The 19,431-nt window shown below is 69.9% G+C and carries 21 protein-coding genes; 8 read left to right on the top strand and 13 right to left on the bottom strand.

Annotation, left to right across the window (positions count from 1 at the left end; genetic code table 11):
- Positions 1-62 precede the first annotated feature (62 nt).
- Together H9633_RS04945 and H9633_RS04940 are read right to left on the bottom strand one after the other, a co-directional pair.
- Positions 63-2,240 (bottom strand): malate synthase G, encoded by a 2,178-nt coding sequence (locus H9633_RS04945; protein WP_191712301.1) that lies wholly within the window; start codon positions 2,238-2,240, stop codon positions 63-65.
- Positions 2,237-2,668, bottom strand: a complete 432-nt coding sequence (locus H9633_RS04940) for a GlcG/HbpS family heme-binding protein (protein WP_191712300.1) — start codon at positions 2,666-2,668, stop codon at positions 2,237-2,239. The genes H9633_RS04945 and H9633_RS04940 overlap by 4 nt, the downstream gene beginning before the upstream one ends.
- 154 nt (positions 2,669-2,822) lie before the next feature.
- Here H9633_RS04940 and H9633_RS04935 point away from each other — a divergent pair, with 154 nt between their 5' ends.
- From H9633_RS04935 to H9633_RS04925, 3 genes are all read left to right on the top strand, one after another.
- Positions 2,823-3,563 carry an IclR family transcriptional regulator gene (locus H9633_RS04935; protein ID WP_318247200.1) on the top strand — a complete coding sequence of 247 codons (741 nt, stop codon included), beginning with the start codon at positions 2,823-2,825 and terminating at the stop codon, positions 3,561-3,563.
- 74 nt (positions 3,564-3,637) lie between these two features.
- A complete protein-coding gene (locus H9633_RS04930) occupies positions 3,638-4,216 on the top strand; it encodes a PadR family transcriptional regulator (protein WP_191712298.1) in 579 nt (192 codons plus the stop codon).
- Between the two features lie 23 nt (positions 4,217-4,239).
- Complete coding sequence (locus tag H9633_RS04925) at positions 4,240-5,898, top strand: ABC1 kinase family protein (RefSeq protein ID WP_318247199.1); 1,659 nt, start codon at positions 4,240-4,242, stop codon at positions 5,896-5,898.
- A 38-nt stretch (positions 5,899-5,936) separates the two neighbouring features.
- Here the strand turns inward: H9633_RS04925 and H9633_RS04920 are convergent, their stop codons facing one another.
- Positions 5,937-6,932, bottom strand: a complete 996-nt coding sequence (locus tag H9633_RS04920; RefSeq protein ID WP_191712296.1) for a CNNM domain-containing protein — start codon at positions 6,930-6,932, stop codon at positions 5,937-5,939.
- Positions 6,929-8,320, bottom strand: a complete 1,392-nt coding sequence (locus tag H9633_RS04915; protein ID WP_191712295.1) for a hemolysin family protein — start codon at positions 8,318-8,320, stop codon at positions 6,929-6,931. Before H9633_RS04915 ends, H9633_RS04920 begins: the two co-directional genes overlap by 4 nt.
- Positions 8,321-8,526: 206 nt before the next feature.
- On the opposite strand from H9633_RS04915, the gene H9633_RS04910 reads away from it, so the two are divergent.
- A complete protein-coding gene (locus H9633_RS04910) occupies positions 8,527-8,904 on the top strand; it encodes an ArsR/SmtB family transcription factor (protein ID WP_191712294.1) in 378 nt (125 codons plus the stop codon).
- A gap of 1 nt (position 8,905) precedes the next feature.
- Complete coding sequence (locus H9633_RS04905; protein WP_191712293.1) at positions 8,906-9,886, top strand: SRPBCC family protein; 981 nt, start codon at positions 8,906-8,908, stop codon at positions 9,884-9,886.
- Between the two features lie 21 nt (positions 9,887-9,907).
- On the opposite strand, the gene H9633_RS04900 is transcribed toward H9633_RS04905, so the two are convergent.
- The 3 genes from H9633_RS04900 to alr are packed head-to-tail and all read right to left on the bottom strand — an operon-like array spanning position 9,908 to position 12,491.
- Positions 9,908-10,291 carry a DoxX family protein gene (locus H9633_RS04900; protein ID WP_191712292.1) on the bottom strand — a complete coding sequence of 128 codons (384 nt, stop codon included), beginning with the start codon at positions 10,289-10,291 and terminating at the stop codon, positions 9,908-9,910.
- On the bottom strand, positions 10,288-11,334 hold the full coding sequence (locus H9633_RS04895) for a D-alanine--D-alanine ligase family protein (RefSeq protein WP_191712291.1): 1,047 nt from the start codon (positions 11,332-11,334) through the stop codon (positions 10,288-10,290). Before H9633_RS04895 ends, H9633_RS04900 begins: the two co-directional genes overlap by 4 nt.
- Positions 11,331-12,491 carry an alanine racemase gene (alr, locus tag H9633_RS04890; protein ID WP_191712290.1) on the bottom strand — a complete coding sequence of 387 codons (1,161 nt, stop codon included), beginning with the start codon at positions 12,489-12,491 and terminating at the stop codon, positions 11,331-11,333. The genes H9633_RS04895 and alr overlap by 4 nt, the downstream gene beginning before the upstream one ends.
- A gap of 167 nt (positions 12,492-12,658) precedes the next feature.
- Between alr and H9633_RS04885 the strand changes: the two genes are divergently transcribed.
- Positions 12,659-13,690: a mechanosensitive ion channel family protein gene (locus H9633_RS04885; protein WP_191712289.1), complete on the top strand. Its 1,032-nt coding sequence runs from the start codon at positions 12,659-12,661 to the stop codon at positions 13,688-13,690.
- A 3-nt stretch (positions 13,691-13,693) separates the two neighbouring features.
- On the opposite strand, the gene H9633_RS04880 is transcribed toward H9633_RS04885, so the two are convergent.
- Positions 13,694-14,074: a DoxX family protein gene (locus H9633_RS04880; protein WP_191712288.1), complete on the bottom strand. Its 381-nt coding sequence runs from the start codon at positions 14,072-14,074 to the stop codon at positions 13,694-13,696.
- A 45-nt stretch (positions 14,075-14,119) separates the two neighbouring features.
- A complete protein-coding gene (locus tag H9633_RS04875) occupies positions 14,120-14,830 on the bottom strand; it encodes a ribonuclease H family protein (RefSeq protein ID WP_191712287.1) in 711 nt (236 codons plus the stop codon).
- Positions 14,831-14,884: 54 nt separating this feature from the next.
- On the opposite strand from H9633_RS04875, the gene H9633_RS04870 reads away from it, so the two are divergent.
- Positions 14,885-15,193, top strand: coding sequence for a hypothetical protein (locus H9633_RS04870; RefSeq protein ID WP_071643240.1), 309 nt, complete (start codon positions 14,885-14,887; stop codon positions 15,191-15,193).
- A gap of 22 nt (positions 15,194-15,215) precedes the next feature.
- Here the strand turns inward: H9633_RS04870 and H9633_RS04865 are convergent, their stop codons facing one another.
- From H9633_RS04865 to H9633_RS04850, 4 genes are read right to left on the bottom strand one after another with little or no spacing between them, the layout of a single operon-like run.
- Complete coding sequence (locus tag H9633_RS04865; RefSeq protein WP_071643242.1) at positions 15,216-15,446, bottom strand: hypothetical protein; 231 nt, start codon at positions 15,444-15,446, stop codon at positions 15,216-15,218.
- 39 nt (positions 15,447-15,485) lie between these two features.
- Positions 15,486-16,388 carry a VOC family protein gene (locus tag H9633_RS04860; protein ID WP_191712286.1) on the bottom strand — a complete coding sequence of 301 codons (903 nt, stop codon included), beginning with the start codon at positions 16,386-16,388 and terminating at the stop codon, positions 15,486-15,488.
- An 18-nt stretch (positions 16,389-16,406) separates the two neighbouring features.
- Entirely contained in the window at positions 16,407-16,760 is a 354-nt protein-coding gene (locus tag H9633_RS04855) for a protealysin inhibitor emfourin (RefSeq protein WP_191712285.1), read from the bottom strand.
- On the bottom strand, positions 16,735-17,814 hold the full coding sequence (locus tag H9633_RS04850) for a M4 family metallopeptidase (RefSeq protein ID WP_191712284.1): 1,080 nt from the start codon (positions 17,812-17,814) through the stop codon (positions 16,735-16,737). Before H9633_RS04850 ends, H9633_RS04855 begins: the two co-directional genes overlap by 26 nt.
- Positions 17,815-17,883: 69 nt before the next feature.
- On the opposite strand from H9633_RS04850, the gene H9633_RS04845 reads away from it, so the two are divergent.
- Positions 17,884-19,392, top strand: a complete 1,509-nt coding sequence (locus H9633_RS04845) for an SDR family NAD(P)-dependent oxidoreductase (protein WP_191712283.1) — start codon at positions 17,884-17,886, stop codon at positions 19,390-19,392.
- Positions 19,393-19,431 lie beyond the last annotated feature (39 nt).

Genomic DNA, 19,431 nt, shown 5'->3' with positions numbered 1-19,431 from the left:
CCTACTCAATCGACACAAAGGGGGCGGATGCCGCAGCATCCACACCCCAGAGCCAACCGGCCTCAGGCCGGCGCCTGCTCGGCCTTCTTCTCGCGACGCAGACCGTGCAGCAGCGGCTCGGTGTATCCGCTGGGCTGCGCGGCGCCCTCGACGATCAGGCGACGGGCCGCGGTGTACGCGATGCCCGGCTGCTCGCCCTCGGCGAAGGCGAGCTTCTCGTAGTTCGGGTCGCCGGCGTTCTGCTCGTCGACCACGACGGCGAGGCGACGCAGGCTGTCGTCGATCTGCTCTTCGGTGATCACGTCGTGCGTCAGCCAGTTGGCCAGCAGCTGGCTCGAGATGCGCAGGGTGGCGCGGTCCTCCATCAGCCCCACGTCGTGGATGTCGGGCACCTTCGAGACGCCGATGCCCTGGTCGATCCAGCGCACCACGTAGCCGAGGATCGACTGCACGTTGTTGTCGATCTCCTGCGCGACGACCTCCGGCGTGAGGTCGCCCTCGCCGGCGAGCGGCGGCACCAGCAGCCCGTCGAGCGCGTCGTCGCCGGTGGGGGTGAGCGTCGCGCGCACGGCGATCGGGTCGACCTGGTGGTAGTGCAGCGCGTGCAGGGTGCCGGCGGTGGGCGAGGGCACCCACGCGGTCGACGCCCCCGATTGCGGGTGCGCGATCTTCTTCTCGAGCATGTCGTGCATGAGGTCGGGCTCTGCCCACATGCCCTTGCCGATCTGCGCGTGTCCACCGAGGCCGCACTCCAGACCGATCGAGACGTTGCGGTCTTCGTACGCCTTCATGAACGGCTGCTGCTTGATGAGCGCCTTCGGCAGGAAGGGTCCGGCGTGCAGGGACGTGTGGATCTCGTCGCCGGTGCGGTCGAGGAATCCGGTGTTGATGAAGGCGACGCGGTCGGATGCCGCAGCGATCGCCGCCTTGAGGTTCGCCGACGTGCGGCGCTCCTCGTCCATGATGCCGATCTTCATGGTGCGCGCAGGCAGACCCAGCAGCTGCTCGGCGCGACCGAACAGCTCGGCGGCGAACGCGACCTCTTCGGGGCCGTGCATCTTCGGCTTCACGACGTACATCGATCCGGTGCGCGAGTTGGTGCCCCTGTTCTCGCCCTCGAGCTCGGGCAGCGAGCCCAGGGAGGTCATGATGGCGTCGAGGATGCCCTCGAACACCTCCTCGCCGTCGCGGTCGAGCACGGCGGGCGTGCGCATGAGGTGGCCGACGTTGCGGATGAACAGCACCGCGCGACCGGGCAGGGTGATCTCGCCGCCGTCCGCCGTCGTGTAGGTGCGGTCGGCGTTGGGCACGCGGGTGAAGGTGCGGCCGTTCTTGGTCACCGACTCGCTGATCGAGCCGTCCATGAAGGCGCGCCAGTTGCGGTAGCCGAGGGCCTTGTCCTCGCCGTCGACGGCGGCGACCGAGTCCTCCAGGTCGAGGATCGTCGTGATGGCGGATTCGAGGACGACGTCCTGCACGCCGGCGGCATCCGTCGAGCCGATCCGACCCGCGCGGTCGATGACGATCTCGGCGTGCAGGCCGTGGTGCACGAGAAGCACGGCGGTCGGGGCGTCCGCCTCGCCGGTGTATCCGACGAAGCCGGCCGGGTCGGCCATGCGCCGGTCGCCGTCTGCGGTTCGCACGATCAGGCCGTCGGCGTCGACGGCGTACCCGGTGGCATCGCGGTGCGAGCCCTCGGTGAGCGGGGCGATCTGGTCGAGCAGCTCGCGGCCGCGCTCGACGACCGCGGCGGCACGGGTGAAGTTGAACTCCGCGCCCGGTGCGAGGTCGCCGGTCTGGTCGATGGCGTCGGTGCCGTACAGGGCGTCGTACAGCGAACCCCAGCGGGCGTTGGCGGCGTTGATCGCGAAGCGGGCGTTCAGCAGCGGCACGACCAGCTGCGGGCCGGCCATCGTGGCGATCTCGGGGTCGACGTTCTCGGTGGTCACCGTCACGTTCTCGGGCTCGGGAACCAGGTAGCCGATGTCGGTGAGCAGGGCGCGATACGCGCCCTTCTCGGGCACGCCGGGGTTGGCGCGGTGGAAATCGTCGATCTTCTGCTGCAGCTCGTCGCGCTTCGCCAGCAGCTCGGCATTGCGCGGGCCGAGGTCGTGGATGATCGCACTGGCGCCGGCCCAGAACTCGTCGATGTCGCGCCCGCTCTCGGCGAGCGCCGCCTCGGCGAACTCGACGATGGGAGCAGCGACCGAGAGATCGGCGCGACTGAGGTGCGAGGTCATAGTTCCATTCCTTCTGTTCGAGCGCCGATGCGGCGCAGGGTCTCCAGGGCGATCTCCGCGTCCTGCGCGGGCGTGCCGCCGGCGACCCCGAGGCCACCGGCGTGCTCGTCGCCGAAGTAGATGGGCAGGCCGCCGTCGATCGTCGTGAGCAGGCCACCCGTGCCGAGCGGCAGCGCGACCGCGACGGCGTCGGGGATGAGGGCGGTGCGGCGACGGGTGGATGCCGCGGTCGCGGCCTTGCGGCGACTCGTCTCGACGCTGTGCGGCGTCGCCCCGTCGGCCATGCCGAAGGCGATCACGGTCATCGACGGGTCGGCCACCGACACCACCGGGCGGACGCCGCGTTCGGCGCCGATCTGCATAGCGAGGTCGACCGCCTGTGCCGCCGTGGCATAGGTGATGGCGACGATCCGGCGCGTGGTCGTCATGTCATTCCCCTCCAGAAGTGCAGTTCCAGATTAGGCACCCGTGCATCTTTTGGAGCGGCGATTTCATATGATGGAACTCATGGAGGGAACAGCTGCAAACCCAGGCCCACGCACCCCGGCGACCGGCGCGGCCCCGGCGGGAACCGTGCAATCCGTGGCGCGCGCCTTCTCGCTTCTCGAGGCGCTGTCGGCATCCGGAGGGGAGGCGTCGCTGGCATCCATCGCCGGCCGGACCGGACTCGCGGTGCCGACGGCGCACCGGCTGCTCGGCACGCTGCACCACCTCGGCTATGTGCGTCAGCTCGAAGACCGCCGCTACGCACTCGGCGCCAGCCTGATCTCACTCGGCAGGCACGCGGTGCCGCCGCTTGCCGATGCCGCCCAGCCGCTGCTGCGCCGGCTCGAGGACCGGTTCCACGAGACGGCGAACTTCGCCGTGCTCGACGGTGACCTCGTGCTGTACGCCGGGCAGGTCGCGTCGCGCCAGCGCATGCGCATGTTCACCGAGATCGGTCGCCGCGTGCTGCCGCACTCGACCGGCGTCGGCAAGGCGATGCTGTCGACCATGCCCGAGCGGCAGGTGCGCGCACTGATCACCCGCACCGGTCTGCCGCGCTTCACACCGCAGACGATCACCGACGAAGAGGCGTTCATCACCGACCTGCGCCGCGCGCGCGGGCGAGGGTTCGCCGCCGACGACAGCGAGCAGGAGGTCGGCGTGCGCTGCATCGCCGTCTCTGTGCAGGGGCTCGGGCAGCCTGCGGCCGTGTCGGTCTCGGGTCCTGCGGCGCGGATCACCGACGCGACCGTCGTCGAGGTGGTGCGCGCGCTGCGCGAGGCGGCCGCCGAGCTGACCGAGCTCGCCGCCGAGCGGGTCGGAGCCGACAAGGTCTGATCGGGTGAACAACCTCTTGCCGAACGACATTCAACGACATATCGTTAAGCATCGTTCAACAACAGGAGGTCATCATGAACGGATCGTTCCCCTCCAGTGGGTTCAACTTCGGCTCGAGCAACGGTGCGGGCAATCCGCTCGCCGGTGTGTGGGAGGCCGTCGAGCAGCTGCGCAGCGGATTCGAGCAGCGCACCGGCGGCTCGCGCATGGCACGAGGTGACGTGCGCGCGGCGGTCATCTCGCTGCTCGCCGAGCGGCCGATGCACGGCTACCAGATCATCAGCGAGATCAGCGAGCGCTCGGGCGGGGCGTGGAAGCCCAGCGCGGGCTCGGTCTACCCGACCCTGCAGCTGCTCGCCGACGAGGGTCTCATCAGCGCCGACGAGCAGGGCGGTCGCAAGACCTACTCGCTCACCGACGCCGGGATCGCCGAATCCGAGGCGCTGGCCGCGAAGCCGGCCCCCTGGGAGGGTGCGGGTCAGCGTGGTGGCAGCGGGTCGAGCCACCTCGGCGGCCTGCCGAAGGCGGGGATGGAGCTCGCCAGCGCGGCCGCGCAGCTGGGTCGCACCGGCACACCCGAGCAGGTGAAGGAGGGCGTCGAGATCCTCGAAGACGCCCGGCGTAGGCTGTACGCGATCCTCGCCGAGGGGTGATCTCGCGGGAAGGAGTCTCGGCAGTGCACGAGACCCGCTACCACCGCGCTCGCTATCGCCGGATCCTGCGCTTCGCGGCACGCGCGTTCGCGCAGATCTGGTGGTTCGAGCTCGTGCTGCCGCGCTTCGGGCTCGCTCGCGTCGCCGATCGCACGCGGGATGCCCGGATGCTGCGGCTAGCCAGGCGGTTCCGCGCGCTCGCCGTGGAGCTCGGCGGGCTCATGATCAAGGTCGGCCAGTTCATGTCGTCGCGCCTCGACGTGCTGCCGCCCGAGATCACCGCCGAGCTCGCCGACCTGCAGGACGAGGTGCCCGCCGAGCGGTTCGACGACATCCGTGCAGCTGCCGAGGCGGAACTCGGGATGCCCCTGGCTCAGGCGTTCGCGTCCTTCGACCCGGTGCCTGTCGCGGCGGCATCCCTCGGCCAGGCGCATCGCGCCACCCTGTCGGCGGCTGACGCGGCCGACACCGGCCTCGAGCGCGTGATCGTCAAAGTGCAGCGCCCCGGCATCGACGAGATCGTCGCGGTCGATCTCGCGGCGCTGCGCCGGGTGTCGCGCTGGGCGTCGCGCGTGCGTGCGGTGTCGTCGCGCGTCGATGCGCCCGCGCTCGTCGAGGAGTTCGCCGCGACCTGCCACGAGGAGATCGACTACCTGCACGAGGCGGCCAGCGCCGAGCGCTTCGCGTCGGATTTCGCTGCGGATGCCCGAGTAGGCGCGCCCGCCGTGGTCTGGGAGCGTTCGACGCGCCGCGTGCTCACGCTCGAAGACGTCACGGCGATCAAGATCAGCGACACCGCGGCGTTGCGCGCGGCCGGGATCGAGCCCGCCGACGTCGCCCACGTGTTCGCCCAAGTGATGCTCGACCAGGTCTTCACCCACTCGTTCGTGCACGCCGACCCGCATCCGGGCAACGTCTTCGTGACACCCCTCGACGACGGCGACTGGCGCTTGACCTTCATCGACTTCGGGATGATGGCTGAGGTGCCCGACGGCATCCGGGCGGGCCTGCGCACCCTCGTCATCGCTGTCGCGGCCCGCGACAGCCACGGCATGATCGTCGCCGCGCAGCAGATCGGCGTGCTGCTGCCCTCGACGAACACCGTCGAGCTCGAGCGCGCCCTCACCGTGCTGTTCGCGCGGTTCGGCGGCATGGGCTTCAACGAACTGCGCGACGTCGACCCGCGCGAGCTGCAGCGGTTCGGGTTGGAGTTCGGCGAGACCGTGCGGTCGCTGCCCGTGCAGTTCCCCGAGAAGCTGCTGCTGCTTCTGCGTGCGGTGTCGCTCACCTCGGGCATGTGCAGCGCGCTCGATCCGGCGTTCAACATCTGGGAGCCCGTCGAGCCGTATGCCACCAAGCTGCTGCGCGACGAGAGCGGCAACCTCATGCAGGACATGCGCGATCAGACGATGGCCAACGCCGCCACGCTGTGGCGGCTGCCCGCCCGCGTGGATGCGGCGCTGAACCGCCTCGACTCCGGATCGCTGACCTTCGACATCTCCAGTCTCGAGCTGCGCCTCGACCGGATCATCCGGGTCGCGTACCGCGCCGTCTCAGCCGTGCTGTTCGGCGGGATGCTGATCGGCGGCGTGCTGCTGCTCGAGCCCGCCTCGGGGTGGGGCGTCGGGCTGATGTGCGCGTCGGTGCTGCCGCTGCTGCACGCCATCTTCGGGAAGCGGTAGGCGCTTCGAAGACAGCGTGCGGTGCGGTCGCAGCCATGTCAGGCGGGCAGGACCTCCCGCAGCAGGTCGTCGAGGGTGACCACGCCCAGCAGGCGGCCCCCGTCGACCACGGTCGCCAACTGCACGCGATCGCGGCGCATCTGCGCCAGCGCGTCGTACGCCGACGCAGACGGCGCGAGCACGAGCGCGTCGCGGGCGATGGCATCGGCGCTCGTCAGCACGGGCACGGAGAGGGTGTCGCGAACGTGAACGACCCGCGAGGACGGCCCCTCGCCCACGAGGATGCGCAGATGGCCGGACTCGGCCGCGACGGCCTGCACCTCGGCGACGGTCGCCGTCGCGGGAACGGAGGTCGGTGAGCGGTCGGATCGGACGACGTCGCCGACGCGCAGGGCGCTCAGGTCGATCACGCTGGCGATCGGCTCGGAGTACTGGCCCTCGAGCGTTCCGGCTGCCTGCGAGTGAGTGACCAGCTTGCGGATCGTGTCGGCATCCTGACCACCGGCCGCAGCCTTCTCGACCGGCTCGACGCCGGATGCCTTCACGAGCCGATTCGCGATGCGGTTGATCCACAGAAGGAGGGGACGAAGCGGCCAGGTGAGCGCGCGCGCCGTGATGCCGGTCGCCTTCGCCGCGGTCTCCGGATGGGCGATCGCCCACGACTTGGGCGCCATCTCGCCGATCACCAGATGCAGGAAGGTGACCACGATCAGCGCGAGCATGAACGCGATGATGTCGGCGAGCATATACGACAGCCCCCATCGCTCCAGCAGCGGAGCGAGGGCGTAGTCGATCGCCGGCTTGGTGATCGCACCCAGCGCGAACGTGCAGGCGGTGATGCCCAGCTGGGCGAATGCGAGCATGACCGTGAGTTCGTTCACGCTGCGCAGCGCGGCGCGCGCCGACGCGCTGCGCTCGGCCTCTTCCTCCAGGCGGTGCCGGCGGGCGGCCAGCAACGCGAACTCCACGATCACGAAGAACGCGCTCGCGACGATCAGGGCGGCCGTGATGATCGTCACCATCCACCAGCTCATGACCTGGCCTCCTCGTCGGTCGAGGCGTGGTCGAGGTCGAGGTCGATCTCTCGCAGGCGCACCGCGAGACGCGAGGGCACAAGGCGGGCGACTTCGATCACCTGCACCTCGAGCCAGCGCTGCATCCGGATGCCTTGAATCGTCTCGGCCGCCTTCTCGGGGATGTCGATGCGCAGCGCCGTCCCCTCCGGCGGCAGATCGCCGTGCTCGCGGATCACGAGGCCCGCGATCGTCTCGTCGTCGTCGTGCGTGAGGTCGTGGCCGATCAATCGCTCGACTTCGTCGAGGTGCACGTCGCCTGGCAGAGTCCAGTGATGCTCGCCCTCGGTGACGACCCCGGGTGAGGGCAGGTCGTGCTCATCGGAGAGCTCGCCGATGACCTCCTCGGTCAGGTCCTCGATGGTGAGGATGCCGTCGAAGTTGCCGTACTCGTCGACGACGCAGGCGAGCTCGTTGCGGGTCTGCCGCATCCGGTGCAGCGCCGCCGGAAGCGGCATCGTGGTCGGAAGCACCACGGCATCCCTCATGATCGATGCGACCCGGGTGTCGTCGTCGTGACCGCCGCGCAGGACGTCGATGAGCTCGACGACGCCGATCGGGGCATTCTCCTCGTCGATCACCGGATAGCGGGTGTGACCGGTCGCCATCAGGGCCCGCACTTCGGCCACCGTCGTGTGCGGCGGGATGGAGTCGATCTGCGACCGCGGAACCATCGCGTGCTCGACATCCCGATGCGGGAAATCGAGGATGCGGTCGATGATGGTCGACAGGTCGTCGGGCAGGTCGCCGCTCGAGCGGGACTCGTCGATGATCGCCTCGAGGTCACGGGCGGTTGCGCTCTCGTCGACGTCTTCGAGGGGCTCGATGCGCACCAGGCGCAGCAGCGCGTTCGCGGCGACGTCGAAGACGGTGATGAGCCAGCCGAAGAGCAGCAGGTAGATGCGGGTGGGAACGGCCAGCGCCCTGGCCAGCGGCTCGGGATTCGCGATGGCGAGATTCTTCGGGTACAGCTCGCCGAAGATCATCGTGACGATCGTGGCGAGCAGCAGTGCGCCGATCGTTCCGATCGCGACGGATGCCGCGGGCTCGAGTCCCACACCGCCGAGCAGGGTGCCGATGGACTCGCCGATGAGAGGCTCGGCGACATACCCGATCAGCAGACCGGTCACGGTGATGCCCAGCTGGGCGCCCGACAGCATGAACGACGTGCGCTTCGTGATGGCGAGGACGCGTTTTGCCTGCGCATCGCCCTTCTCCGCCTTCGCCGCCAGCCGCGAGCGGTCGACCGACATGTATGCGAACTCCTGCGCCACGAAGAAGCCGCAGGCGGCGATGATCGCCAACGTCAGAAGGATTCCGACCAGCAGCGTCAGCGCTGCGGTCAGCATTCCGGATCACCCCCTCTCTCAGCGAGGGGGCCGGAAGATCGACCCTCCTGATCGGGGGAGGTTCGCGAAGTGCTCACGGGTGTTCTTTCTGTAGGGCACGGGTGGGCACTCGAAGGATATTGACCGGTCTTATCGGCAGGCTGGGAGTCGCGCAGCGAGGAAGAAGTTCTTGACACGGGCATCCACACGTTCTAACGTGCAACCAAATGGTTGTACGAACAGAGTTCAGCGAAGCGGAGATCGACCGTGTGTTCCATGCGCTCGCGATCTCGACCCGGCGCGACATCCTGCGCCGGACGATCGAGCGCGAGTGCTCCGTCTCCACCCTCGCGGGCGACTACGAGATGTCGTTCGCGGCGGTGCAGAAGCATGTCGCCGTCCTCGAAGAGGCCGGCCTCATCGTCAAGCGCGCCGAGGGACGCGAGCGGCTCGTCCGCGCGAACCCCGAGATGATCGCCCGTGCGCGGGCGCTCCTCGCCCGATACGAAGAGCTGTGGCGGGCACGCATCGCCCGGCTCGATGACCTGCTGGCCGAGAAGCCGACTGACTCGGCCGACTCGGACGAATCCAATGAAGGAGTCTGAAATGCCTGTCACCGACATCATCACCGACCACGAGAGCCTGACGATGACCGTGATCGCCGATCTCGCCGCACCCGTCGAGCGCGTCTGGGCCGCCTACAGCGACCCCGAGCAGCTCGGCCGGTTCTGGGGCCCGCCGAGCTGGCCGGCGACCTTCACGTCGTGGAACCACGAGGTCGGCGGACGCGCCACCTACACGATGCACGGACCGCGCGGCGAGAAGGCGTCGGGGTACTGGGAGTTCCTCGCCATCGAGCAGCCGCACCGCTTCGAGGTACTCGACGGCTTCGCCGACGAGCAGGGCAACCCGAACGACGACCTTCCCGCGATGCGCATGGAGTTCACCTTCGAGCCCACCGCCACCGGCACCCGGATGCGCAACACCAGCCACTTCGTCTCGCTCGAAGCGCTCGAGCAGATCGTCGCGATGGGCGCCGTCGAGGGCACCCGCATGGCGATGTCGCAGCTGGATGCCGTGCTGCAGGACCTGCGCGACTACGCCCAGGGCAAGGGCACGCGTGTTGAGCTGCTCGACGACACCCACGTGCGGATCACCCGCCTCGTGGAGGGCCCGCGCGAGCTGGTCTGGCGAGCGCACACCGAGCCCGGTCTCATCAGACAGTGGATGCTGGGCCCCGACGGCTGGGAGATGACGGAGTGCACCGTCGGAAACGAACCAGGCGAGAGCTACCGCAACTCGTGGGCACCCATCGGTGACACCGAGGGCGAGCCGTTCGGCTTCGAAGGCGAGACGCTGCTCGTCGACGCCCCGCGCCGCGCGGTGACGACCGAGCGGATGCAGGGCACCGACGGCCCCGAGACGCTGAACGACCTGAACCTGTACGAGGAGGACGGCGCGACCCTGATCACGGTGCTCATCGAGTACCCCGACAAGGAGACCCGCGACATGATCCTCGGCACCGGAATGGCCGACGGCATGGAGGCGTCGTACCAGCGGCTCGAATCCGCCGTCCTCACCGTCTGACCGGATCAGGGGCGGGCTCGATCAGCCGCGGCGGGTGCTCCACAGCGCGAGCCACACGAGCACCGGCTGGAAGAACAGTCGCGCGAAGCGCTTCATGTCGGTGTCGAGCCCGAACCCGTCACGGTGGTGCGTCCACTGCGACACGTTGCCGGGGAAGATCGCGACGAAGAACAGGGCGGTCAGCACTCCGACCAGCCGTCGACGGCGCCACGCGAACAGCAGCGCGGTGCCGAGACCGACCTCGACCAGACCGGATGCCACGACCGTGGCATCCGGATCGCCCGGCACCCAATCAGGCACCTGCGCCTGGAACTCCTTGCGCGCGACGGTGAGGTGGCTGACCCCGGCGAAGGTGAGGAACCCGCCGAGGGCGATACGGGCGAGCATGCGAGCGGGAGACGTCATGCCCCGATCGTACGCGCCGTGCGGATGCCGAGGCCGGTTCGTCGATCGCCGCCGACGCGCCCGGGGGCCCGAGCTGCTCGGCGCACGAGCGAGTCGAGCAGCTCGTCGTATTGAGTGCCCGCCGCCCTGACCAGGCGGGGGAAGTGGGATTCGCGTCGCAGCCCGGGCATCGTGTTGATCTCGTTGAGGACGACCCCGTCGGCCGTCACGAAGAAGTCGATCCTGGCCAGCCCCTCCACGCCCACCGCTTCGGCGACGCGCAGCGCCCCGGCCTGCAGGTCGCGCAGGATCGGCGCAGGGAATGCGGCGGGGATCTCCAGCCAGCCGCCCGCGCCGGCGTACTTGTGGTCGTAGCTGAACGCGGTCTCCCCGTCGGGCAGGTGCACAAGGGAGCCGCCGGTGGCCTGCAACCCGTGGGTGCTTCCGCTCCACACCCCGACGCTCACCTCGGCTCCGCGGACCAGCGGCTGCAGAAGCACCACCGGGTCGAGCGCGAAGGCGACCCCGAGCGCTGCCCGCAGCTCGTGCAGTGACGACACCACGGCGACTCCCACGCTCGATCCGCCCGCATCGGGCTTCACGATCAACGGCCAGTTCGCGACGCGGGCGAGAGCGGAGGTGAGCAGATCGGGGTCGGCGAGATACGACGACCGGTGCAGCACCCTGGTGGGGATCGTCGGCACGCCGCGGCGGGCGGCTGCGCGCGCCGTGGCGAGCTTCGACATGCCGATCCGGCAGGCGGCCGCAGAGCATCCGACATGGCGGATGCCTCTGATCTCGAGCTCGTGCTGCAGCCCGCCGTTCTCGCCCCACCCACCGTGCAGCACGGGGAAGACGACGTCGTCGGGTTCGAGCTCGTCGAGGATGTCGGCGGCGGTGAAGGCGGTGTCCATGCCCTCCATCCACCACATGCCCCCTCGATCGATCCGGATCGGCATCACGCGATGGTGGGCGGAGAGGGACTCCGCGACGTCGGCGCCGGATGCCAGCGAGACCTCGTGCTCGGTGCTGTCGCCGCCGGACAGGACGATGACCCGGCTCACGCGCCGACCACCCGAGCGACGCGCGGACCGATCGCCGTCAGCACCTCTTGCGGGATCGTGCCCACCGCAGATGACCATTCCGCCAGAGACGGCTCTCCCCGAGCCGGATCGCCCAGTAGGATCACCCGGTCGCCCGCGGTCACCGGGGCGTCGCCCACGTCGACCACCGACTGGTCCATCGAGACAGCGCCGATGAGAGGACAGCGCCGCCCGCCGACGGTCACCGTCATCGCGCGCCCACCTCCGGATGAGCGGCGCGAGATGCCGTCGGCATAGCCCACCGGGATCAGCGCCAGCCGGGTCGCCGACGTGATCGTGGTCTGCCCGTAGCCCACGCTCTCGCCGGCGCACACGTCGCGCGTCTGGCTCACCCGCGTCTGCCACCTCGCCACCGGAGCGAGACCCAGTGGTCGCTCGGGCGTCGGCTCGACGCCGAAGAGGCTGGCTCCCAGCCGCACCAGATCGAGATGGGTCCGCGGGTCCACTGCCGCGGGGAGAGACGCGGCCGCGTGCCTGCGCACGCGCAGCCCCGCCGCCCCGGCAAGGGCGACGGCGTCGTCGAGGTGCGCCAACGGCGCGGTGAACTGCGCGGGTGACGTGCCGGAGAGGTGGGTCCACACCCCGACGACCTGCAGCAGACCGGATGCCGAGGCCGTTGCCGCCGCCTCGAACAGGCGCGCCCAGTCCGCACGCGGGGTGCCGGAGCGGTTCATGCCGGTCTCCACCTCGATCTCCACCTCGGCCGCGACGCCGAGCGCGCCCGCTGCGGCGACGATGCGTCCCAGCTGGGGGACGGATGTCGGCGACAAACGCACGCCGGCGGCGACCGCCGCTCGCACGGGGGCGTCGTCGTGCAGCATCCACGCCAGGATCGGTGCATCGATGCCCGCCCGTCGCAGCTCGATCCCCTCGGCGCATGTCGCAACGCCCAGCTCCGTCGCGCCTCCCGCCAGGGCCGCGCGAGCCGCGCGTACGGCGCCGAGGCCGAACCCGCCGGCCTTGACGACGGCCATGACAGGCGCGGCACACACCTCGCGCATGCGCGAGGTGTTCGCCTGGATCGCCGCGGTCGACACCGCGACGATGGAGGGACTCGACCCCGTCGCGGTCGCCATGGGAAGCGCTGCGGGGTCGATTTCGGAGAGGACTGCTGGCATGCTCCCAGTCCACGTGATCGCCGATATCCGACGCATCGGCGCAGCGGCGTACTCGCGTCATCCGCTCGGATGATCTCGCCCGACGCCGACGCCGACGCCGACGCCGACGCCGACGGCCGGTCACCGGCCACACAGCTTCGCAACCGGACGCCGCCTACGGTTGAAGGATGCTCGATTGGACCTCGTGGACCGGAACCGCCATCGCCGTCGGCATCGCCCTGGTGGCCGCGATCGCCGCCGTACTCGCCCCGCACACCATCGCGTCGCTGCTGGGCCGCAGGGCCACCTGGGTGCGCGACCTCTCCCGCCGCGCGCGACGCCCGTGGGCGGTGGTCGTGCTCATCGTCGCGCTCTGGATCGCCGCATCCGTCACGCAGCCCGCGCGTGAGGAATGGTGGCCGGCGGTCTCGCACGTGCTGCTGATCGGCACGATCCTCGCCGGGGCCTGGCTGCTCGGCACGGTCACCTCGTTCGCGTTCGAAGGTCTGCTCACCCGCGAGAAGACGACGTTCACGGGTGCCGACCTGCGCCGCCGTCGCACGCAGATCCTCATCATCCAGCGGCTCACGGTCGTGCTCATCGCGGTGATCGCGGTGGGGATGGCACTGTTCTCGTTCCCGTCGCTGCGCGTGGTGGGAACCAGTGTGCTCGCGTCGGCTGGCATCGTCTCGGTGATCGCGGGGCTCGCGGCGCAGTCGATCTTCGGCAACCTCATCGCCGGCATCCAGATCGCCTTCACCGACTCGATCCGGGTGGGCGACGTCGTCGTCATCAACGGCGAGTTCGGCCGGATCGGTGAGCTGAACCTCTCGTACGTGGTCGTCTACGTCTGGGATGAGCGGCGCCTGGTCATCCCGTGCAGCTACTTCACGACCAACGTCATCGAGACGTGGACCCGCCGCTCGGATGCCATCCTCGGCACCGTCTACCTCGACCTCGACTGGCGGGTGCCGATGGATGCCGTGCGCGCCAAGTTCGACGAGATCATGGATGCCTCCGACGCCTGGGACCGCCGCAGCAGCGGCGTGGTGGTCACCGACTCGCAGGGCGGCTTCGTCACCGTGCGCTGCACCGTCTCGGCCAAGGACTCCGACGATCTGTGGACGCTGCGCTGCGCCGTCCGCGAGCAGATGATGACCTGGCTGCAGCAGGAGCATCCTGACGCCCTGCCGCGCACGCGCGTCTCGCTCGAGAGCTGAGCGTCAGTCGCGGGTCGCCCACAGGGCCAGCAGCACCAGCACCGGCTGCAGGAACAGGCGCCCGAACCGCTTCATCTCGGTGTCGAGTCCGGGGGCGCTGCGGTGATGCGTCCACTGCGACACGTTGCCGGGGAACACGGCGATGAAGAACAGCGCGACGAGCCGGCCGACGCCGCGTCGGCGCCGGCGGGCGAGCAGCAGCGCAGCGCCGAGCGCGATCTCGGCCCAGCCGGATGCGACGACCGTGGCATCCGGATCACCCGGCACCCACTCGGGCACCGCGACGCGGAACCCGCGCCGCGCGAACGTGAGATGCGCCACTCCGGTGAACAGCAGCAGCCCGCCGAGAGCGGAGCGGGTGATCGTCTGCGCAGTGGTCGCCATTCCGCGAGTGTACGCAGCCCGCCTCGGCGGTCGGGTCGCGCGAGCTCAGATCAGTCGGCGCAGGGCGTCTTCGAGGGAGATGCCCTGCGCGTCGGCGCGGTCGCGCAGTCGCGCGTGCTCGGTCGCGGTCAGCGAGACGGTGAGCTCGAGCGGGGCGGATTCCGCGGACTCGTCGAGTCCGTCGAGCAGATCCGCAGGCTCGGCCCAGAGCAGGGCGGCATCCTGCTCAGGGCGCGACGGAATCGAGGCGGAGACCGCCATCGCGCCGGCGAGTGCGGCCCCGGCATCTGACGCCGAGACGAAGCCGGGGCCACGACGCGGCTCCTGCTTCTGCTGATACGCCTTCGCGGCGGCGTTCGCGCGCTCGTCGGCGGCTTCGTTCAGCGGATGCCCGGCGTGTCCCTTCACCCATGTGAACTCGACGTCGCGGCCGCGCATCGCCTCATCGATGCCCTCGAGCAGCTCGCGGTTCAGCACCGGGCCGCCGTCGGACTTGCGCCAGCCGCGGCGCTTCCATCCCGGCATCCACTTGGTCACCGAGTCGATGACGTAGCGCGAATCGCACTCGATGACGAGCTTCTCGTCGACACCGGCGGTGGCGCGCAGCAGCTCGAGCACCGCCTGCAGCTCGCCCTGGTTGTTGGTGCCGTGCGGTGAGCCACCTGCGGCCCAGCGGTCGTCGTCGATGTACCAGGCCCAGCCGTTCGGACCCGGATTGCCGAGGGCGGAGCCATCGGCGGCGGCGGTGATCGTCATCCTTCCACCGTACGGCGTCGGTGGGACACAGCCCGAAGTCGGTACGCTCGAGGAGTGACCGGATTCGCGCTGAAGACCGTGATCATCGTGGTCGTGATCGCGCTGGTCGTGATCGTCATCGCGCGCATGTTCCACCGGCCGAGCCCCCAGACGTCGCGGTCGTCGGTCGCCACGCGACGGATACCTCTGCTCGCCTGGCTGGGAGCCGCGGTGCTGCTCACAGTGGGATTCCTCCTCGCGCTGGTGTCGTTCACCTCGCGCTACACCGACGAGCTGCTGCCTCTGCGGATCGCCGCTGTGGCGGCGCTGCTGGCCGGCGGCGTCGTGCTGTTCGTCGCTTCGCGGCGCGCCCGCAGGCGCTGAGCGCTGCTGACGGGTCGGCCGGCTACTCGCCTGCGTCCGGGACGTCCGCTGCGTCCGCCGGGGCGGCCGCCTCGGGCGCCGGCGCCTTCACGGGGAGGACGATCGTGGAGTACTGGGCGCTGAGCCCGACATCCAGCAGATCGAGCGACGGCGCCTCGTCGAGCCGCTCGGTCGGGTTCGTCTCGTCGAGCGGCTCACCGGGCAGTGCGGCCCACGCGCTGGGCTCCTGCGGCTTCTGTGTGAACAGTCCCATGTTCCTTATCCTCCTCCGCCTCCGGCCCGGGGGTCGACCTCAGAAGTCGGCGATGACCAGCTTCTTCATCCCCAGCATGCGCTGATAGGCCCCGGGCTTCGCCAGCAGCTCGTCCATGTTCTCGGGCACGACCTGCCAGCTCACGCCGTACCGGTCGACCAGCCAGCCGCACTGCTCGGCATCCGGCACCGCCGACAGAGCGTTCCAGAAGTGGTCGATCTCGGCCTGGTCCGCGCAGCGGATCTCGAGCGAGACACCGGGGGTGAAGCCGAAGTCGTGCCGCACGTTCGAGTCCATGAACGAGAACCACTGCTCGCCGATGCGGAACTCGCCGAACATGATGCTGCCGGCCGCGGCCGTGCCGGAGGCCTGCTCGTACGCGACGACGGTGCCGTACGCGGTGTCGTCGAACAGCGAGAGGTAGAGATCGACGGCCTCGCGCGCCCTGTCCTGCACGTCACCCGAGAACATGATCTGCGTGATCACGAACGGACGCGGGTCGCCGGTCGGGTCGGTCAGCATCAGCTGCCAGCTGACACCGAATCTGTCCTGCACCCAGCCGTAGTGCGGGCTGAACGGGTACTCGCCGAGCGGCATGAGCGCCTGTCCGCCGTCAGACAGCGCAGCCCAGGTCTCATCGAGTGCGGTGCGCGCGGCATCGGCGTCGCCGTCGAACAGCAGTGGGTCGAAGTTGAGCATGAACGAGATCGACGGAGTCGGACGGACAGTGTCATCGGAGTTGATCATCGTGATCCGGAACCCGGCGACGTCGAGGTCGACGACGACCGGCTCGCCCTCGAGGCCCTTCTGGAAATCGGGCAGCTCGTCGGGGTAGTGCATCGCGACGTGCGCGCTCGTCCGCGGCAGCGCCGTCGTGTAGAACTCGCCGGCCTCACCCGCGTTTCCGGCGAACCAGATGTTGGGAACGATCTTCTGCGTCATCTTCACTCCATCGTGCTGTCAGTGCTCGTCTTCGTCAGTGGCGGCATCGGCGCCGCGCACCGCGTCGACGAGCTCACGCCACGCGCCCTCGAGCCGCGTGTCGGGAACGACCTGCTCGAGCTGCTTGTCGCGCAGGCGGGCGTGGATGCTCCACACGTATCGATCGGCGCCACGGGCATCCGGATCGAGATGCTCGTCCCACGGACAGCGGTCGACGAGCTCGATCCAGGTCGGCGCCTGCTCGGGTGCCGGTTCCGCCCGCCAGCGGCGGCGGAGCCCGGCGATGCCGCCGCTGCGCACCACCGCAACGACGATGCGATCCTCCGCATCGTCCGTTCCCGCACCGTCAGCGGGGGTTTCGATCTCGTGCATCCTCGATCACTCCGACCGCGATCCACGCGTCGCGGACCGCTGACTCCACGGTAGACCCGATGCCGCTCGCCGCGGCGATCGTCTTCTCGGCGAACTCGGTGAAATCGGCCGTCGACGACAGATCGCCGGTGAGCGCGCGATACCAGGCGAGCCCCGCGCCCTGCCACGCGTGCCCGCCGATCGCGGTCGCCGCCAGCGCGAAGGCGCGGTTCGGGATGCCGGAGTTGATGTGCACGCCGCCGTTGTCCTCCACGGTCTGCACGTAGTCGCGCATGTGCGCCGGCTGCGGGTCCTTGCCCAGCTCATCGTCGTCGTACGCGGTGCCCGGCTCGAGCATCGAGCGCAGAGCACGCCCCTGCACCGCATCGGTGAAGATGCCCTCGCCGATCAGCCACGACGCCTGATCGGCGGTCTGACCGAGCAGATGCTGCTCGGTGAGCGCGCCCAGCACATCGGCGATCGACTCGTTGAGCGCGCCGGACTGGTCGCGGTAGACGAGCCCGGCCGTGCTCTGGATCACCCCGTGACCCAGCTCGTGGCCGATGACCGAGACCGACCGGGTGAAGCCGACGAACACCTCGCCGTCACCGTCGCCGAACACCATGCGCGAGCCGTCCCAGAAGGCGTTGTCGTAGTCCTCGCCGTAGTGCACGGTCGCGTTGAGAGGCGCCCCCGCGCCGTCGAGCGAGTCGCGCTCGAACGCGTCGAGCAGCATCTGGAAGGTCGCCCCCAGCCCCTCGAACGCCTCGTTGACCGTGTCGTCGGCCACCGGCTCGTCGTCTTCGGTGCGCACGATGAGCCCGGGCAGGGTCTCGGTGTTCTGCGCATCGAAGATCGTGCGGGTGGGGGCGGCCGCCACCTCGGCGACGAGATCACCGTTCTCATCGATCGACAGCTCGAGCGCCGCGTGGAACGCCGGCCGGCCCGCGATGAGAGTCTGCCGTGCGGCCTGGGCGGCGTGCGGGTAGCGCTCGGATCTCGCCAGGTGCGCCAGCAGATAGCCGGGGACGATGCCCTGGTGAGCGAACGTGTACGCAGCATCGAAGGTGCTCATGTGCCGACCCTACGCCGGGGTGCCGACAACGCCCAGGGGGTCTCAGCCGGGCCGCGTAGAATCGGCCCAATGACCGATGCCCCCTCGCTGCCCGCCTCCGGCATCGACCCCGACGACCTCGCCACCACCCTCCGGGTGCTCGCATCGCTCGACGAGGTCGATCAGCAGCATCCGGACTACCTGGCCGTCCGCCGTGCCACCGCCAACATGTTCAAGGCCGTCAAGCGCGCGCGTCGGAAGGAGATCCGGGATGCCATCGCCGAGGCCGACAAGGCCGTCGTCGCGCGCACTGCGACCGGCGCCCCCGACCGCATCGACGACGAGACGCGCGGACTCGACCTGGAGTCCAGCGTCGTCGACGCCCCGATCGCCGGCGAGCTGCTCAAGCCCCGCAACTGCTACATCTGCAAGCAGCCGTACACGCTCGTCGACGCGTTCTACCACCAGCTCTGCCCCGAGTGCGCCCGCTTCAGCCACGGCAAGCGCAATGCCCGCACCGACCTCGCAGGCCGACGCGCGCTGCTCACCGGCGGTCGGGCGAAGATCGGCATGCACATCGCGCTGCGCCTGCTGCGCGACGGAGCGCACCTGACCATCACGACCCGCTTCCCGCGCGACGCCGTGCGACGGTTCTCGTCGCTGCCGGATGCCGCCGACTGGCTGCACCGGCTGCGCGTCGTCGGCATCGACCTGCGCGACCCCGCCCAGGTGATCGGCCTCGCCGACTCGGTCGCGGCCCAGGGGCCGCTCGACATCCTCATCAACAACGCCGCGCAGACCGTGCGGCGCTCGCCGGGGGCGTACTCGCTGCTGGCGGATGCCGAACTGCAGCCGCTGCCCGACGGCCCGCTGCCCGAGATGGAGACCTTCGGGCACACCGCAGACCCGCATCCGCAGGCGCTGCAGGCCTCGGTCGACGCGCACCCGCTGCTGTCGGTCGCGGCGCTCGGCGGCACGGTCGCCGAGCAGGGCGGACAGGCGCTCACGGCGGAGGACCTGGCACGCCTCGCCATGGCGCCCGGCTCGTCGTCGCTGGTCAAGCACGCCGACGGCACGGCGATCGACGCGGGCGGGCTGGTGCCCGACGTCAACCGGGTGAACAGCTGGGTGCAGTCGGTCGAGCAGGTCGATCCGCTCGAGATGCTCGAGGTGCAGCTGTGCAACACCACAGCGCCCTTCCTGCTGATCAGCCGGCTGCGCGCGTCGATGGCCGCGTCGAGCGCCCGGCGCAAGTACATCGTCAACGTCTCGGCGATGGAGGGGCAGTTCTCACGCCGGTACAAGGGGCCGGGGCATCCGCACACCAACATGGCCAAGGCCGCGCTGAACATGCTCACCCGCACGAGTGCCGGCGAGATGCTCGAGACCGACGGCATCCTGATGACCGCCGTCGACACCGGCTGGATCACCGACGAGCGCCCGCACTTCACGAAGGTGCGCCTCGCCGAAGAGGGCTTCCACGCCCCGCTCGACCTCGTCGACGGTGCCGCGCGCGTGTACGACCCGATCGTGCAGGGTGAGGCCGGCGTCGACCTGCAGGGCGTGTTCCTGAAGGACTATCAGCCCAGCCCCTGGTGACCCGGCGGAGCGGTTGTGCAGGCGCGGCGGACTGGGCGA

Origin of the sequence: Microbacterium commune (assembly GCF_014836945.1) — a bacterium.
Classification (GTDB): Bacteria; Actinomycetota; Actinomycetes; order Actinomycetales; family Microbacteriaceae; genus Microbacterium; species Microbacterium commune.
This window is presented reverse-complemented; position numbering and strand designations above follow the sequence as displayed.

Coding starts and splice junctions, on each gene's coding strand:
- H9633_RS04905 (WP_191712293.1), top strand. CDS start 8,906: ATGCCTGTCACCGACATCATCACCGACCACGAGAGCCTGACGATGACC.
- H9633_RS04930 (WP_191712298.1), top strand. CDS start 3,638: ATGAACGGATCGTTCCCCTCCAGTGGGTTCAACTTCGGCTCGAGCAAC.
- H9633_RS04850 (WP_191712284.1), bottom strand. CDS start 17,814: ATGAGCACCTTCGATGCTGCGTACACGTTCGCTCACCAGGGCATCGTC.
- H9633_RS04945 (WP_191712301.1), bottom strand. CDS start 2,240: ATGACCTCGCACCTCAGTCGCGCCGATCTCTCGGTCGCTGCTCCCATC.
- H9633_RS04875 (WP_191712287.1), bottom strand. CDS start 14,830: ATGACGATCACCGCCGCCGCCGATGGCTCCGCCCTCGGCAATCCGGGT.
- H9633_RS04940 (WP_191712300.1), bottom strand. CDS start 2,668: ATGACGACCACGCGCCGGATCGTCGCCATCACCTATGCCACGGCGGCA.
- H9633_RS04915 (WP_191712295.1), bottom strand. CDS start 8,320: ATGCTGACCGCAGCGCTGACGCTGCTGGTCGGAATCCTTCTGACGTTG.
- H9633_RS04910 (WP_191712294.1), top strand. CDS start 8,527: ATGGTTGTACGAACAGAGTTCAGCGAAGCGGAGATCGACCGTGTGTTC.
- alr (WP_191712290.1), bottom strand. CDS start 12,491: ATGCCAGCAGTCCTCTCCGAAATCGACCCCGCAGCGCTTCCCATGGCG.
- H9633_RS04845 (WP_191712283.1), top strand. CDS start 17,884: ATGACCGATGCCCCCTCGCTGCCCGCCTCCGGCATCGACCCCGACGAC.
- H9633_RS04920 (WP_191712296.1), bottom strand. CDS start 6,932: ATGAGCTGGTGGATGGTGACGATCATCACGGCCGCCCTGATCGTCGCG.
- H9633_RS04855 (WP_191712285.1), bottom strand. CDS start 16,760: ATGCACGAGATCGAAACCCCCGCTGACGGTGCGGGAACGGACGATGCG.
- H9633_RS04900 (WP_191712292.1), bottom strand. CDS start 10,291: ATGACGTCTCCCGCTCGCATGCTCGCCCGTATCGCCCTCGGCGGGTTC.
- H9633_RS04885 (WP_191712289.1), top strand. CDS start 12,659: ATGCTCGATTGGACCTCGTGGACCGGAACCGCCATCGCCGTCGGCATC.
- H9633_RS04880 (WP_191712288.1), bottom strand. CDS start 14,074: ATGGCGACCACTGCGCAGACGATCACCCGCTCCGCTCTCGGCGGGCTG.
- H9633_RS04860 (WP_191712286.1), bottom strand. CDS start 16,388: ATGACGCAGAAGATCGTTCCCAACATCTGGTTCGCCGGAAACGCGGGT.
- H9633_RS04865 (WP_071643242.1), bottom strand. CDS start 15,446: ATGGGACTGTTCACACAGAAGCCGCAGGAGCCCAGCGCGTGGGCCGCA.